Genomic DNA, 15,422 nt, shown 5'->3' with positions numbered 1-15,422 from the left:
GGCGGGCGGTACCCGCTTCAGGGCGCCGCCTGCTCCCTCGGGCCCCTGCGGACTCCCGCGATGATCTCGTCCACCAGCCAGCGGGCGACACCTGGTGGGTAGGGCTGGGGCAGACTGAGCACGACATGGTTCACGCCGATGCCGATGAGGCCGGCGACGGTGGCGCGGGTGGCGGCGGGATCGTCGTACGAGACGACGACCTGTACGGAGCGCGTGATCGCGTGCGGATCCCGTCCGATGTCCGCACAGTGCGCGTCCAGCACCCGACCGCGCTCGGCGACGAACTCGACGGTGTTGTGCGGCGGTCCGGGGATGTTCCAGATGTCGGCATGCTCGGCGACGAGCCGCAGCAGTCGAGTTCCCCAGCCGCCGATCAGCAGGGGCGGCCCGGGCCGCTGCACCGGCTTGGGCTCGTTCCGCGTGCCCCGCAACCGGTAGTAACGCCCCTCGAAGTCGAAGGGGTCGTCCTGCGTCCACATCCGGCGCAGGATCTCGACCGTCTCGCCGAGCCGGGCGACTCCCTCGCCCGGCGGGACCAGGGAGAGCCCGTACGCCTCGTACTCGGCGATGGCCGGGTTCTCGCCGGCGATCCCGCCCGTGCCGGGTGGCTGGTGGGTGCCGCCGACACCGATGCCCATGACCAGCCGGCCGCCGGAGATCACGTCCACGGTCGAGGCCATCTTCCCGAGGACGGCGGGCGGGCGGATGCGGTTGCTGGTGACGAGGAGCCCGAGCCGCAGCCGCTCGGTCTGCGCGGCCAGGGCGCTGAGCAGCGTCCAACCCTCATGGATCTGGCCGTCCTTGGGGCCGCGGAGTGGAAGCAGATGGTCCCAGAGCCAGGCGTCCTCGATCTCGGGCAGGGCGTCGGCCTCCTGCCAGACGCGGCGGATGTCGTCGTAGGAGACGTGCATGGGGGTGGTTTTGATACCGAAGCGCACGCGTTGATCGCTCATATTGCTCAGCGTAGACAATCATCAGGAGTGCTGACAATCAGTCTTGGGTACAGTTCCCGGCATGACCGGTGAGCGCCCTCCTGTACCTCCCGTACCTCCCGTGCGTCATGTCCCTCCCGTACCCCTTGAGTCCCGGCTCGGCTATCTGCTCAAGCACGCCCAGCAGCGGCTGGCGCGGGCGTCCGCGGAGGCGCTGGCGCCGTTCGGGATCGACGGCCATGAGCTCGCGGTGCTGGCGGTGCTCGCCGCCGAGTACCCGTTGTCGCAGGTCGAGGTGGCCGGACGGCTCGGCATCGACCGCACCACGATGGTCGCGTTCATCGACGGCCTGGAGGATCAAGGGCTGGTCGAGCGGCGCCGCAGTCCTCAGGACCGGCGCAAGAACATCGTGGAGCTGACGCCCGCGGGCCGGGACTGCCTCGACCGGGCCGAGGGTGCGCGGCTGGCGATGGAGCGGCGCTTCCTCGAGCCGCTGGACGAGGAGGGGGCGGCCGCGCTCGTGCGGGCCCTGCGGATCCTGGTGGTGGAGGAGCGTCGGAACGCGGAGTGAGGGGGGTACGGGTCCGGGGTTGTTCGGCTCCCCGCTCTGCTCACCCTCGGCGATCGTCGCATCGCCCACGGCAAGTCGCCGGGTGCCCCTCGTTCGGCCTCGCGCAGGTGCTCCCGCGGCCCGGATATGCAGGTGAAAGGCGCTCCGAAACCTTGGTATTGTTGTCCATGTCGCCGCGGGGAACACCCCCGGTCAGGCGGCAGACACCTAGTCCGGGTGGCGGAATGGCAGACGCGCTAGCTTGAGGTGCTAGTGCCCTTTATCGGGCGTGGGGGTTCAAGTCCCCCCTCGGACACAACTAGGGACGTTCACGAGATCGTCCCCGATACGTTCACGAATTGCCGGTTGAGTCATATGGCTCACCGGTTTTTTGTCGTTCCTGGGGCCTTCGGGTCGCGTGATCGGCTCGGTGAGGGGCGGTGCAGTGGCAGTTCGGGTGCTGCGCCTCTCACCTGCGGAAACAGGACATGCCTGCGCGACGGTTCGTGGCCGTGACGCAGGCATATGGGGCTTTCAGGGGATGGAGTACGGCGGGGGCGCGTCACTCACGTGGCGGAGGCTCGGCCGGCCCGGTCGGAAGCGGTTGCGACCGAGATGGCTCGATGGGCTGGCCGCTTGTGGGTGCTGTATGCGGCGTGCTGTTTTTGCGCGACTGGATGCCCTGGTCACGGCGGAACCGTCGGATGGCTCTGAGGTTCGCCACGAAGATGATCACGGCGTTGAGCAGCGTCTGTGCGACGCGTCCGTGGGGCAGGCGGAACTGGGGGTTGTTGATGCTGTCGAGGGCGGACTTCTTGAGGCTTCCGTTGCCGCCCTCGCTCTGACTGCGCAGTCCGGACCATGCCTCCTGCCACAGAGGGGTGAACAGGGCGTACTTCTACCGCCACTTGGACAGCGCGGTGCCTGGGACAGTGATGCTCTTCCCGGTGCAGATGTCGGGGTAGGTGCTGGTGTCCCGCTTGGGCTTGGGGATGGTGGGCAGAGCGGCCAGGGTGCGGACAGTGGGGGCGTCGAGGTCGACGACGGTGGACGGGCGCGGTTGGGGGCGGCGGTAGCAGGTGACTGTTGCTGGTTGGATGGCCCGGAGGGCGGCCGGGCCTGGTTCGGTGCCTGGGGTGTGGAGGATCATGCCGAGGCAGACCGCAGGGTAGGCGCCGGCGAGGTCGCCGTGGCCGTGGCCGGGGAACGCGGCCATCATGGCCTAGCGGAACTCCTTCTTCTCCGGTGCCTTGGTCTTCTTCTGCGTCGGTTTTGTCGTGCGAGTCGCCGGCTTGTTGGCTGCGCCGCGTCGGGTGCCGGTGTTCGTGGGGGCCGCTGCTCCGCCGGGATACACCGGCCGCTTCGGCGCTCCTCCCTTTACGTACATCCCGGCGGTGATCTCAAGCGAGGCCCGGTCTCTGCGGTGGTCAGGCTCTTTGTCCCAGACCGGAACCGGAGTTGCGTCGACCGCGACGTGACCATGCCAGCGGGCGAAGTCGCCGCGCTGGTAGGAGGCCATGACCGGGGCGAGAACCAAGTCCTGGGCGATGGCTTCCAGGTTGCGCACGGTGTCCCTGTAGGCGCAGGCATTCCACTGCCGCCGGATCTTCTTGGCCTCGCCGAGTGTCAGTCGTTTGCGGCGGTCGTGCGGCGCCGGGTCGAGGCGCTTGGTCATCGACGTCCAGGACCGGTAGACCCGCTTCGACATCGCGTACTGCTTGTGCGCGATGTGGTCGATCTCTTCGCCGCTGGCGCCCTCAGGGATGTCCAGGTCGATGTCAGGAACGTCGAGCAGGGCTTTGGCCCCGGGAGACAGCGCGAAGAAAAGTGTTGCCCAGGCATCGTCGATGTTTGCGCTCTTGCCCATGTACTGGGACAGGATCAAGCCGATCAATACGGTGCGGAAGGGCATGCCTTTGGGCCCCGGCCTGTGGCTGTCGGAGGGGAGGCGCTCCAGTGCGCCGCTGTGCCGCACAAGATTGAAAACCTGGTTCACGACGCGATCGTTGAGGGTACGGCCGGGGGCTTGCGGTGCAGGGTGTAAAGCGAGGCCGGTACGCCGACAGGGTTTGTTCTCCGGGTTCTTCCTGCTCATGCCGCCGCTCCCCGCAACAGATCGGATGCCTCTGCTTCGGGTACGTCGTGGAGGAAGACGAGGTAGCGCGAGAGGCTGTGCAGCGTCGCGAGCCCCGATGCCTTGAGGATCACCTTCAGCGGAATGCCCGCATTCAGCAGATCGACGATCCAGGTCGTGCGCAGCCGCTGGGTCTGCAGCACCGCCCCGTCGCAACGGCCGATGATCCGTGGGTACTTGGCGAGCCAATCCGATGCGATGTGCTTGCTGGTGCGGTCCTGCCAGTCCGGCCGGAACACGTACGCGTCTGCCGGGATGTCTGCAGCCTCCGCCAGGAGCAGTTCCTCGTAGGCGTAACGGCACACGACGGTGCGCGGCCGGCGCCCGTGAACCTTGACCAGTGCTCGCCCGGTGGGGCCCGCCTGGATGTCCCGCCCCTGAACGTACACAAGATCCTCGACGGCGAGGCCGCACCCGATACCGAGGCAGAAGAGCAGACAGGCATTGCGCCGCTGGGCCGCGGTGGGCAGGCTCTGCGCCCAGATCAGCCAGTGGGCGACTTCCGCCTGTGGGTAAGGCGTCATCGGGGTCGCGGCAGCCTTCAGCCGGATCGGCGGATGCTGCCCGAGCTGATCCAGCAGGAGGGCTTCGGATGCCCGGCGCAGCTGGCTGCTGCAGGTACGCCGACTGTTGGCGGCCATGTCGCGGCAGCCGACGAGGATAAAGCGTTCGACGGTGCTCTGGTCAAGGATCACCGAGGGTTCCAGCGGGAGGCCCTGGGCCTCGGCCCAAGCGACCAGTCGCGCGAGCGGCGTCATGATCACATCCGGGCCGTAGGGCCCGGCCGCAACGGCCAGGAATCCCAGCGAGCGGACGACTGGCGCGATGCGGCGCCACTTGGCGGGCGGCACCGTCTCCGGTTTCGGCGCGTACGCCAGCAGGCGATTCGACACAGCGACCTCCAGGCGCAAGGCCCATGACATGTGGCCGGTTAACCGGCCGATGGCGTCAGTGTCGATCACGATCTGAAGGAGCGCATCTTTATGACCGGAGGCCGAGCGCGCACGGCGCCGCCACGGAGTTACGCCGTCGACCCGGACAAGTGGCCGGACGCCCGGATCGTCGGGGAGCCTGCCGCCGCAGTGGTCCAGACGATTGCTCGCCGCCTTGCCGCCGCCCTGGGTGAGCGCCCCGACCTCTCGCTACGCGCGCTGGCTACCCAGAGCGACGTCGGCAGACAGACCATCGGCGATCTGCTGGCGGGAGCTGGATGGCCGGATGTCCTGACGGTCTGCCGGCTGGAGCGCGCTCTGGGCCTTGCGCTCTGGCCCGGATCGAATACGACTCAATGTGCCCATGGCTGATCCTCAATTGCCTGTTTGAGGTCAGTCGTGCACGGTCCATCGCATGACGGCACAGATTCTCTCTAGCGCTACCGTCGGCGGCGCTAGAGTGAACGTGCACGACGGACCCACGGTTATCGTTCGGGTGATGGCCGTCAGCGCAGACAGCAGGACAAAATGACGGGGCAACGGAGCTCCTTTGGGACAAGCTGTCTTGGTCGACTGCCTGTACCAACGAGTTCCGTTCCTCTGCGTCGAGAATCCTTCAACTCACGAGCATGACCTGCGAAAACGCTAACTACCCGGCCTTGGGCGAAGCCCCCGGAACGCATATCCCTTGATCCCCTGCACCGCGACGCGGGACACGACCCTGCAACGGCGCCGCAGGGGATGGGCGCGCACCTGGAGATCGTCTCCATCTCCCGGTCGGAGACGAGTGACGCGCCTGTCGACTGAGGAGACCTCCGTGCGAGGACTCGCCGGCCACCGGCATGCCCACTGCGTAACCGTCGCTCACGGTTGACGCCGCCCGGACGCTGCCGCCTGCCCACCTGATCTGAGATTTTCCGTTCAGAGGGATGAGTGAGTGCCGGTACGGCTGCTCCGTGGCATCGAAGAATGCGGCAAGAGGTCCAACGCTTCGGAGAGCCATTGTTCGGCCGTGATACCAGGATTCGCTGCATGCATGCATGCCGACGGCCGGCCCAGTTCACCTCAGAACAGAGGCAGCTGCGTCGCTGGTTCGGCCGCTTCCTCCTGCATCGGGCAGTCGACGAGATCCGGATCGACATCTTCGTCGACGGACTCTCGGCCGCTCTCCCTCGTTCCTTGATCCCGTCGTGCGGAATCAAGGTCGGGGACCGCTTCCGCACTGTCTCCCGTAACCGTTGGCAGAACGTAAGCCTGCGCAAGCCCTGCCAAGTGCAGGGGAAGCGGCAGGGACAACGCATCCGCATAGTCCGGAGCCTGACGCAGCTGGTGCATCGCCATGGCGAGGGCCTCGGGGTCATCGCCGTGTTTCACATGACAGCCGAGAACCGAGATCTCTGTGAGAGTTGGATTCCAGGCACTCTTGCCTGCCTGAGAGACGAGGTTGCCCGAGGCGGTGGTGCGTGTGGTCAGCCGATCCAGCGCGGGCGACACGGGATGGGATTGAGGACGGCTTGTGGCGCTGTAGAAGACGCGCTCGTCCGAAGAAAGACGCGCGTCATCGGACAGAGCCCAGAATCCGGCGGGCTGCCCGTTTTTCTCGTCCCCCTTCCCCGGCGCGGCCAGACCCCACCACTGCGCTGTCTCGCGGCCGGCCCTGCCGCGGATTCGCACCAACCGAAGCTCGTCTTCGAGCCGACTTTCCGGCGCGTGCCCTGTCTTCACCAGGTCGCGGATCACGCGGCTGTCCTGTAGCCACGGCCAGTGCGTACGGCTGTTCTGGGCGTGTGTGATCAGGACGGTCGGCGAACCGTGCAAAGAGTGGAGGATCCGCTGCAGGAAGTTTGCCGTTTCCCGTCGCTGTTCCTGGAGGTTCTTGCGCCACGCGGTGGACGTGACACGAGTCCGGAGCAGCGGCTGAGCGCCGTTTCGAGGCGGAGGGACCTTGCCTGACTCGCCGTGCATTTCGGGGTCGATCTCCGCCCGCTTGACGAGGCTGAGCAGGAAGGAAGGGTACGACACCCAGTCCCGAAGGTCGTCGTCCCAGCCCTGGACACGTGCGAGGCCTTCCGCGTCAGGCAGCGGGGTGACGAGGACCGCGACAGGAAGGTGCTTCGGCAGCCTGGTCGGGCCGTCCTTACGGCGCTTGACCATCCACAGCGCGGCGTACCTCAAGTCATCGGGCAGCCGCTTCCCGAGCGTATGCTCCGGCATCACGCGTACGCCCAATTGGCGCAGCCCGTCGAGCCAGGCGTTGCGGACACGGTGGTCCAGGGTGTCCTCGTTCTGGATCCGGCGGTCGGCCGAAGGAGTCACCGCGAACTGGGTCAGGACGCCCGCGTCGGCGCAGCCGAGTCGCAGGGCGAACTTCGGGTCGGTGTCGGACGGCCGGTACGTCACCGGATGGTCGATCTCGACCAGCCCGAGGGTGGGATTACCCGTGGTCGTTCCATCAGCTTCGAGCCTTTCGCGTGCCATCTTCCGGCGAGTGACGACCGCCTCCGCCAGGCGGTGGTCGCGGCCTCGAACGGCCGGATCGAGGATCAGAGGCTCACCGAGGCCACCGTTCAGGGGCAGGCAACGCAGTCGAAGGACGAGCTCAGGGGTGCGCCACTCGAGAACCACGGGCACACCGGGCCGGGCCTCTTCGAAGGACGACTCCGCGATGTCCTCAGGGGCGGCATCAAGCCCCAGAACGCCGACGAACGCTTCGATCGCGGCACGGCGAAGCTCCGAAGTCCGCCACAGCAAACGGGCTTCGAGTACCGGGCTTTCGCCGGATCTTCCAGGGGACGACTCACTGGCAACGACGGCGAGCGTCTGCCGCCGGGCGTGCGCCGACCGAGTCTCCTCGGTTGTCTTCGTCTCCCCGCTCAGTTTGCGGCGGGGATTGGCGGGTTGTGCCGTCCGTACTCCCCTCCGCACGAGGTCGGGCACGCGGACCAGGCCTTCCGGCAGCGCCTGTTCGGCCCAGTGGGTAAGCTCCGACCGCTGATGCGGCATCAAGCCGGCACCGATCTCGTGTCCTGATGTCATGCGGGTGCTGTGGGTCACGGCCGCCTGTAGCCGGCGTCCTTCGTCGAGCCAGGCCAGGGGATCACTCAGGATCTCGTCCGGGGACGGGAAACTGCCATTGAGGCTGAGCCGGTGAAGGATCCCTGCCGGGTCGTTGTGGACCCAGTCGTAGGTGTCGGACCCACGCGCTCGGACGAGGCGGGCAATGGCGAACCGGTCGCTCATCGGGGCGCCCGACAGCCATGGGATGGCGGGGCGCAGATAGACAGATGTCGACTGTCCGAATGGCAGGGCAAGACGGCCTGTGTCGTGCCGGGGATGGGTGGCCCATCGACGCACCCCCCAATGTAGATGGAGCCGCGGACGAGGGTCGAACGGCGTTGTCTGCAGTGAGATGTTGAGGACTACGGAGAACCACCACTCCTTGCGGTTCACTGTGCGTGACAGCGGTTGGGACACCAGTTCAGCGCCTTGTTCCTTCGGGCCGCGTGGTACGGCGCGGAAGCGAAGAACGCCACCGTCGAACTCGTAGCACGGCAGGTCGAGAATGCGTCGGGCAAGCGCATCCGTAGCCAATTGGTACTGCCGTCCCGACGGGGAAGCGGTGCCACCTTCCGTTGCCGGTGTGCCGAGTAGATCAACCACCAGTTCATTGCCGTCCTGCCACTCGGGAAGGCCGGAGCGCAGTTCGGTGCTACGGCTCAACAGCAGCTTCCTGAACAGCGGATCGTTCCCGGAGTCCTTTGGACCTAGGGTGCGCAACCATGCGTCCAGTAGGCGTGCCAAGACAGGCGCGGGTAGCGGATCGGGCACGTCGTCGGGCACGTAGAGCCAGAAGTTCTCGTCCGGCGTGGGTTCTTCTCCCACGGGCGGGCGGGGGCGTGGCCTGACGATGAGATCGGGAGCCAATGTCTGCAGGACGCCGTCGAGACGCCCCGTGGGTACCGTCCACATCTGCTTGCCCTCGGGCCTACCGTGATTGCACAGGTCGAGCAGACCGGCGTGCCAGTGGTCCGGGAACGGCAACGCACGGTACCGCGAAGTCCAGGGTGCGGCGTCCGCGGCGAGGTGGTACGCGGAACGCCGGATCGATCCGTACAAGAGATTGGCCCCTTCAGAGGAGGTGACGGCCGGCTTCACGACCGGTCCTGGTCTCAGCGGTCACAAGGAACGCAGGTTGCACAGCGCGTCGTAGAGAGGGCGGTACAGGAGGCCGACCAGGGCAGGATCTGCCGGGTCGGCGAATTGGGTGTGTGGCGCGCTCGGGTCGAAGTAAGGCGCGAGGACCTCACGCAGTCGCATGAGCAGCCCGACATCCTGTCGGCGGTCGAGCCGGGGTGCGGGGGCCGTGGCTGCCGCGAGAGCCGGAGCGAAAGCGGCGTCGACGAAAACGACCCGGGCAGGCACTCCGCCGCGTACGAGGCGTCCGATGACCTGCCAGATGGTCACCAGCTGGTCCCAGGCGAAGGACTCCTTCTCACTTTTAGTCAGTGCCGAGTAGATGTAGCGGCGTGAGAGGAGACGGCGCCAGACCCCCCGGGCCGTCGTCCTGAAGGCCTGTCCCGCCTCGTCCAGATCCGAAGCCTTCCCGACAAGGTCGGCGAAGTTCTCCTGAGAGGGGTCGGAGAGTCCGCGGACGAACCGCGCTGCCCAGTCGTTGACGGCGAACACGGCCAAGGACAGATCGTCGGGGCGTGGGTGGGGCCGGGCCAGGAAGAACACTGTGCCGAATGCCGCTACACGCTCCTCGCCCGGCCGATGGGGCACCGTGAGGATGTTGTGGCCGCGCTCGATGGCCAGGAGCGGTGCCACGAGTAGCTCCGCGTCCTCGTCATCGGCGAACGAGGCGAGATCACCCCGTCGGACCGTGCCCGCCGTCGGCGCCGCGTCCCCACCGTCGGACGTGTCGAGTTGGGCATCGTCCGCGACCAGCACCCGGACCCTCCCGCGCCATCGCGGGACATCGTTGAGCACCGAGGCGGCCAGATCGGCTTCCCGGTAGCTGCCGACGAGCAGCAGCGCCCGCCGCCTGCGGTCGTCGGTGATGCGGTTGAGCTCACGCTTGAGAGGCGCGGCCGTGCCACCTCGTCCGTCCCTGGCGAGCTTCAGAACCATCGCCCGCAGTACGTCGTCACGACGGTCCAGCGGCTGGCCCGACAGGCGCAGAGGCCTGCCGGTGTCGTCGTGTACGAAGCAGACCGAAAACTCACTGTCGCCCACCGCTCGCAGCGCGCGTGCGCTCGGCTTCAGCACCGCGCGGACGGGCGCTAGGACATGGGCACGTGTAGAGGTACCGGCCCAGCTGGTTCCCGACATCAGGAGCACGTGCGGGCCAGGCGCACCGAGTTCCGGCCTGGCGCCCAACCGGGGAAGGGACAGGAGAAGCTCGCGTCCGACTCCGGCACAGCGGAAGAAGCGCAGTGTTCCGGAGCGGCGGCCGTCGGCGTCCGACGTCTGTTCCTCCTCGGGCAGGTACTGGAATCCGAGGACGTTGCCCATCGGGGCCTCGGGTACCAGAGGTGCGTAGTCGAGCGGAGGCCGACGGGTCAGGTCGTTCCCACCGGTGTCCAGCCTCAGGGCTGCTTCCACTTGGGGCCACAGGAAAGTCACGCGATCGAGTCGCTGATGCAGTGCGGCAAGAATCAGTGTGAATTCCAGACGCAGAGCTGCCCGGTCCAGCCACTGCTCAGTGAGGGGCACGTCCGTGGGGCGGACAGGGCGTCCACGATGTCGAGCAACGGAAGGCGTTCGCTCCGACGGCCCTGGTGCACCGCTGAGAAGGTCGCTCAGGACTGTTCGGGCCCGGGCCCGGGTGCCCTTCTCGTTGAGTGTGTGCAAGAGGTCGTGGGTGAGCCGGGTGAGTGCGTCCGTGACCGAGTTGTGTGGCCCCTGGTCGCCCAACGGGTCGTCCCGGTAGGTATCGAGCACTTTCGTCACTTCGGAGCGACGCGCCACGTATGTGTCCGCGAGCCGGGAAGCCCCGGGGTGCGTTGTGCCCGCACCGAGCTTCTCTTCGTCCTCGAAAAGTTCTTCCTCGCTTTCGAGCCTGTCGTCGTCCTGCGGTGCTGCGAGTGGGAACCACTCGTGCAGCAGCCTTTCCTGGAGTGTCCATGCGCTGAAGTAGTCCGTCTGGGCCCAGTCGCGCAGTTCCGGGTCGTCGATGAGTCGGGTGAGCAGGCGGTCCGCGGCTTGCCCGACGACATCCAGAGCGGATGACCAGCGCGCCACGTCCCGGTCGGACAGCGGCAATCGGCCCTGCCGTGCCAATTCCTCGATCGCATGGGTCTGCAACCGGTCCAGCCAGGACTCGTTGCCGCGCTGGATCAAGGTCGCCGATGGGGCGAACATGGTGTCAAGCTGCATCTGTACGCGGTCCGCCTCGTCAACGATCACGATGTCGCTCCGCAGGCAGGCGAGTTCGAGGTAGCGCAGCCGTTCCGAGTTCAGCTGCCGAGGCACGGCCGTCTGGACCAGGCTCGCCGGATTGGCGACCCAGATCAGCGCATCGACCAGAGAGCGGGCGGCGGAATGACGAGGGCAGGCACTCCACAAGGGACACGCATGCGGATGCTTCAGCTCGGGCGGCTCCTCGGACCGCCTTTCCTCGGACCGGTTCCCCTCACGGCGGTCCTGATCGTGCAGTTCGCGCAGTAGTGAGGCGCCATCCGGGACGGCAGCATCCGGCTGCCCACCACCGGCAGGGTGCAGCGTTCCGCACGGCGCGTCCGTGTAACGCAACGGAGTCGTTGTTTCGAGATGCCGCAGAGCGTCCAGAGGGCAGGCAGTGCTCAGATGCATGAACGATCTGTCGGTGTGGTGCAGTAGCGACTGTTCTCCGCGTCCGGCAAGACGCCGATGCAGGCGCTGCGCGTGCTGCTCGCGGGTCGTACCGCCCTGTACGAGGCCGGCGTCGAGCCCTAGCGCACGGAAACCTTCCACCAGGGTCAGCTGCTCGGCCACATCTCCCACGACCAGCGTGGTGCGCAGCCCGCGTCGGTGCGCCCAGACCGCGACCAATTGCATGAGGGTCGACTTGCCCGCTCCCACCATTCCCACGAGGTGCGTGAGTCCATCGAGCTGCAGAACCTCAGCGCTCGCGAAGGACCTGCCTTCTTGCGTCCGGGTATCGAGTTCCAGATCGCTGAGCCGGCCCTGCCAGTTGCTCGGCTTGAGTCCTCGGCTCAGCCCTTCTTCGTCCATCCACCGAGCCACGTCCGCGAGCTCCGTGAGCGGTACTTCGAGGGGCCCCTTCGGCCCTGAACGGTCCGAGACGAGGTCGTGACCATGAGCGGGAGCGCGGAGAAGGTCCGTGGTGATCGCGACGGAGGCCAGCTGGCGGTGGTCCATGAAGCGGTACGAGCCGGCTTCCGCCTGGGGCAGTGGCTTTCTGGAGAAGTCCGGCAGGGCGGCCAGCGCGGTGTCGTAGACGGTGAAGCGGTGCGACGCCACCGGCGGATCGACCCGTCGGGCGGGTGAGCCTTCCGTCAACCGGTATCCGCGCAGGCGCTCCGGCAGCTCTTCGTAGACTTCGAGGCTCTGCTGCCACATGCGGCGTCGCCGCATCGGCCAGAGCAGATGGCGGGCCGCGGCCAGAGCGAGCTGGTCGTCAGCACACGTCATCAGCCCTCCGGCGTCCGCGAACGGATAGCCTCCCAGTAGCGTCCAAACGCCGTCGGGCATGCGTGTCGGGTCGAGACGTTCCAGCAGGCGGAGACCGAGTTCGACCTGGCAGAGCAGAGCCGGCTTCGTCGCGACGCGTGTTTCGGGCCAGGGGCGCAGGGTTTGCGCGAGGTCCTGATACCAGCTGCTGCGATCACGCATGATCGTTTCCTTCCGGCATGGAGACACAGGGGGAGATGCGGGCAGAGTCCCCACGCTCACCGCGCAGGCGGGCGGCTGCCGCTCTGACCAGTTGACGGTCGGTGAGAAGCCTCAGACCTCCTGCCCGTGCGCCTCGCTCACGCGCGTACACGGCGAGGTAGTCGCGCCGCATGTCGACACGGAACTGCGGGACGACCCAACATGCCTCGTCATACGGAGGTTCGGGGCGCACGTCCTTCGCCGCGTACCCGAGCAGTCCGGGATGGGCCCAGTCCTTCACATCGAGAGCCCAGACATATGCGTCGGGGAACGTGACCCGGAGGTCGTACGCATCGAATCCCGGCCACATCTCCACGGACAACCCGAGCGTTCGCAAGGACTCCTCCAGATCGACCTCCGCGTGGCCGGGGCTCGTCACGTAGAGCCGCAGGGGCCGACGCAGGTGCCGCACCTCACCCGCACTTTCACGGTCCAGAGTCAGTCCGGGAGGAGGGGCGCCCAGCTGTCGGCAACGCGCGTGCTCGCACCACCAGCCGCCGTCGCTGAGCGGAGTCAGCAGCGTGCGGCAGCGCCCGCACGGCGTATAACCGCCCCTGCGGAGATACGAGTCCGGCACAGGTACGTAGATCTGCTCCAGCAGTTCCCTCACAGGATCGAGGTACAGGTCGGTGCTGAGCTCGAAGTGGTCGACCTGAGCCAGGACAGGGCGGGTGACCAGGGTCCGCCGAAAGGCCGAGTACGACTCCGGAGAGTTCGCGTCCCGGCACAGACGCATTGCCTCATGGACCACGAGCCGGTCGTACTGGCGGGTGGCACTGTCTCCTCTGCCCTCGACGGCGAGTTCGTGGCACAGCTGCGTGGGGACGCCCGAGTCGCGGTCGATGAGCCGGTCGGAGCGGTCGAAGGGGGCCGCGCTCAGGGCGTCGAGCGGCCAGCTGCCCAGTGGACGGGTGCGGCACCAGCTCAGCAGCTCCGGGACACCCGACGGGGCACGGGCGCCCTGTCGCAGACAGGCGAGGACGACTGCGTCGAGTGCCCTTTGGGCCTGCGGGGGGTAGGGCAGCGAGAACGACTCGAGTCGGGTCACGGCGTCGAGCCGAACCACCGCGGTGGCGACGTCGCGCAGCAGCCGTACATCGGGGTCGGCGAGAAAGCCGGGGAACGTCGGCGACTCAGACATGCATGGCCTCCTGCCGGGGAGTGTCGTCAGGGTGATCGGCCGCGAAGGCGGTGCCGGGCACACACCACGGGCGGGCCTCGCAACCGAGGCAGTGATGCCCGGTGCGCGGGGCGTATTCGGTGTCGTTCAGCAGCGGTCGGGCGAGTTCCGCGATCACCGCACGGGCTTCGTCCACCACTGAGGGGCGACCGGGATCCAGTCGCTCCAGGGTGGCATCGAACGCGTGCAGCAGCTCGAGTTCCACCCAGGAGCGTGACGGGTCGGCTCCCTTGGCGCCCGATGCGAGCAGCAGCACTCCGAGCGCGAGCTGCGGGTATCGGGTCATGAGCGGGGTACCTTCCCAGAGCGGTTTGGCCTCGGTCTTCGTCTCCCGCCAGACCCAGCCGCCCGCGCGGGTGAACAGGAGATCCGGCACTGAGATGACGACCACGTCGAGTTCCGGTACGTACGCCGTCACTCGCTCTTGACCGAGCACCTGTTCCTCGGGGCCGAGCCTGTCGAGTGGGCACAGGGCCTGGTGCTGACGCAGCATCGCCGCGCCTTGCCGGGCGAGATCACCCTCCACACGGTAACTACCGGCGCTCCAGGCCTCGGGGTTTTCCGGCCCGGGGACGTTCCGGCAACCGCGAGGGTGGCGACGTGTGTGGGCCTCGTTGAGCCACGCGTCGACGGCGCGTCCGCGACGCGCGCCGTCACCCTCCGGCTGGAGGGAGGCGACGTGCAGTCGGCGGGTGAGGTGGTACTGCGCCGGGCATTGTCCGTACAGCCTCAGATCCCATGCGGACAGTGACCGGCGCGGGCGTGGCGGCACAGTGGGACGTCCGCCCCAGAGATCCGGTGTACGCGGCAACGCGTCGCAACCCGTGATCGCTTTGCATTCCACACAAGCGCCCCCCGGTCGTGCACCGGTGGACGACGCCGCCCGGGCGAAAGCGGGTGCCGCATGCTGTCCGAAGCGCCGACGGCATTCCGCGGCGTCCCAGTCCAGAATCTTGCGGTAACTGCCGTCCGCGCAGCCGAAGTCGAAGACGCGGACACGCTCCGGGGGGTTGTCGGCGGTGGACGGCCGGGGTGATGAAGCCTTGGCGAACCTCGGCTTGGGTCCGACGCCACCCAGAGCCATGACGTGTGCGATGGCGGCCTTCTCATTGTCCGGGCGGTTCTCCCTTGCCCGTCCCATTGACGTGAGCCAGAGGTCGCGAAGACGGCCGTCCGCGGACTCATAGCGTCGGCCGGGAATCGTGTGTTCGTACTGTCGTACGCCCCGGGCGTCGACCGCCTGTGACAGTTCGGTGCGGAACACCCAGTGGCCGGCCACCGCTTCGGTGGAAGGCAACCCGCCTGCCTGGGCGGCGCACTGCTCGGCGGCCCGCGCCGCGACGTAGCGTTCCACAACCTGCTCGGTCCACTGCAGATGAGCCGGATGAGTCGGGGACCACCATCTCTGCAGCACACCCTTGCTCGCGCGCAGATGCTCGATCGTGTCGATGAGAGCACGCCCCTCGAATTCGACCAGATCAAGGCATGCCTGCAGCGGATTGGTGCCGAACTCCTGCAGCGGACCGGTAAGGAAGGGGACCGGGTCGAGCGGCCCGATCAGGGGGCGTACGGCGGCGCGCCGTTGGTCAGGACAGGTGGTGTCGTTCTCCAGCGTGTGGCGGGGGTTGACTCGGACCAGGTCCGGTCGCCCCGTGACGCCGTCAGGAACGGGTGGAAGGTTCATCGCAACCCCAGGAATATCGGTGAGCCAGGGACGGTCCCGACTCCGGCGCGAAGTTCTGCGGGACTTCAGCATGGCACACTTTGTGAACTCAGTGCACGCACATTCGGCCAATGTGCAGGTACACGGATATGCTCG

At 67.4% G+C, this 15,422-nt stretch carries 10 protein-coding genes and 1 tRNA gene; 3 read left to right on the top strand and 8 right to left on the bottom strand.

Features of this window, described 5'->3' with window-relative positions:
* Positions 1-17: 17 nt before the first annotated feature.
* Positions 18-953, bottom strand: coding sequence for an LLM class flavin-dependent oxidoreductase (locus ACZ69M_RS09460; RefSeq protein ID WP_470048160.1), 936 nt, complete (start codon positions 951-953; stop codon positions 18-20).
* 100 nt (positions 954-1,053) lie between these two features.
* Between ACZ69M_RS09460 and ACZ69M_RS09455 the strand changes: the two genes are divergently transcribed.
* Both ACZ69M_RS09455 and ACZ69M_RS09450 read left to right on the top strand, forming a co-directional pair.
* Positions 1,054-1,503 (top strand): MarR family winged helix-turn-helix transcriptional regulator, encoded by a 450-nt coding sequence (locus ACZ69M_RS09455; RefSeq protein ID WP_470048158.1) that lies wholly within the window; start codon positions 1,054-1,056, stop codon positions 1,501-1,503.
* Between the two features lie 210 nt (positions 1,504-1,713).
* Positions 1,714-1,798, top strand: a tRNA-Leu gene (locus tag ACZ69M_RS09450).
* Between the two features lie 582 nt (positions 1,799-2,380).
* On the opposite strand, the gene ACZ69M_RS09445 is transcribed toward ACZ69M_RS09450, so the two are convergent.
* The 3 genes from ACZ69M_RS09445 to ACZ69M_RS09435 are packed head-to-tail and all read right to left on the bottom strand — an operon-like array spanning position 2,381 to position 4,578.
* Positions 2,381-2,701: a hypothetical protein gene (locus ACZ69M_RS09445; RefSeq protein WP_470048156.1), complete on the bottom strand. Its 321-nt coding sequence runs from the start codon at positions 2,699-2,701 to the stop codon at positions 2,381-2,383.
* A 3-nt stretch (positions 2,702-2,704) separates the two neighbouring features.
* Positions 2,705-3,577, bottom strand: coding sequence for a hypothetical protein (locus ACZ69M_RS09440; RefSeq protein WP_470048154.1), 873 nt, complete (start codon positions 3,575-3,577; stop codon positions 2,705-2,707).
* Positions 3,574-4,578 carry a hypothetical protein gene (locus ACZ69M_RS09435; RefSeq protein ID WP_343325420.1) on the bottom strand — a complete coding sequence of 335 codons (1,005 nt, stop codon included), beginning with the start codon at positions 4,576-4,578 and terminating at the stop codon, positions 3,574-3,576. Before ACZ69M_RS09435 ends, ACZ69M_RS09440 begins: the two co-directional genes overlap by 4 nt.
* 21 nt (positions 4,579-4,599) lie before the next feature.
* Here ACZ69M_RS09435 and ACZ69M_RS09430 point away from each other — a divergent pair, with 21 nt between their 5' ends.
* Positions 4,600-4,920 carry a helix-turn-helix domain-containing protein gene (locus ACZ69M_RS09430; protein WP_037737487.1) on the top strand — a complete coding sequence of 107 codons (321 nt, stop codon included), beginning with the start codon at positions 4,600-4,602 and terminating at the stop codon, positions 4,918-4,920.
* 693 nt (positions 4,921-5,613) lie between these two features.
* On the opposite strand, the gene ACZ69M_RS09425 is transcribed toward ACZ69M_RS09430, so the two are convergent.
* Genes ACZ69M_RS09425 through ACZ69M_RS09410 form a run of 4 tightly spaced genes read right to left on the bottom strand, consistent with a single transcriptional unit; the run spans position 5,614 to position 15,287 of the window.
* The gene (locus ACZ69M_RS09425) at positions 5,614-8,703 is read right to left on the bottom strand and encodes a pPIWI_RE module domain-containing protein (RefSeq protein WP_470048152.1); all 3,090 of its coding nucleotides are present in this window, start codon (positions 8,701-8,703) and stop codon (positions 5,614-5,616) included.
* A 21-nt stretch (positions 8,704-8,724) separates the two neighbouring features.
* Positions 8,725-12,384 carry a pPIWI_RE_Z domain-containing protein gene (locus ACZ69M_RS09420; RefSeq protein WP_470048150.1) on the bottom strand — a complete coding sequence of 1,220 codons (3,660 nt, stop codon included), beginning with the start codon at positions 12,382-12,384 and terminating at the stop codon, positions 8,725-8,727.
* Positions 12,377-13,564, bottom strand: a complete 1,188-nt coding sequence (locus ACZ69M_RS09415) for a pPIWI_RE_Y domain-containing protein (protein WP_470048148.1) — start codon at positions 13,562-13,564, stop codon at positions 12,377-12,379. The genes ACZ69M_RS09420 and ACZ69M_RS09415 overlap by 8 nt, the downstream gene beginning before the upstream one ends.
* Entirely contained in the window at positions 13,557-15,287 is a 1,731-nt protein-coding gene (locus tag ACZ69M_RS09410) for a PD-(D/E)XK nuclease family protein (protein ID WP_470048146.1), read from the bottom strand. The genes ACZ69M_RS09415 and ACZ69M_RS09410 overlap by 8 nt, the downstream gene beginning before the upstream one ends.
* Positions 15,288-15,422 lie beyond the last annotated feature (135 nt).

The sequence above is a fragment of the Streptomyces sp. NPDC107454 genome, from assembly GCF_055582885.1.
Note: the sequence above shows the minus strand (reverse complement) of the source record. Positions and strands in the feature narration are given on the sequence as shown.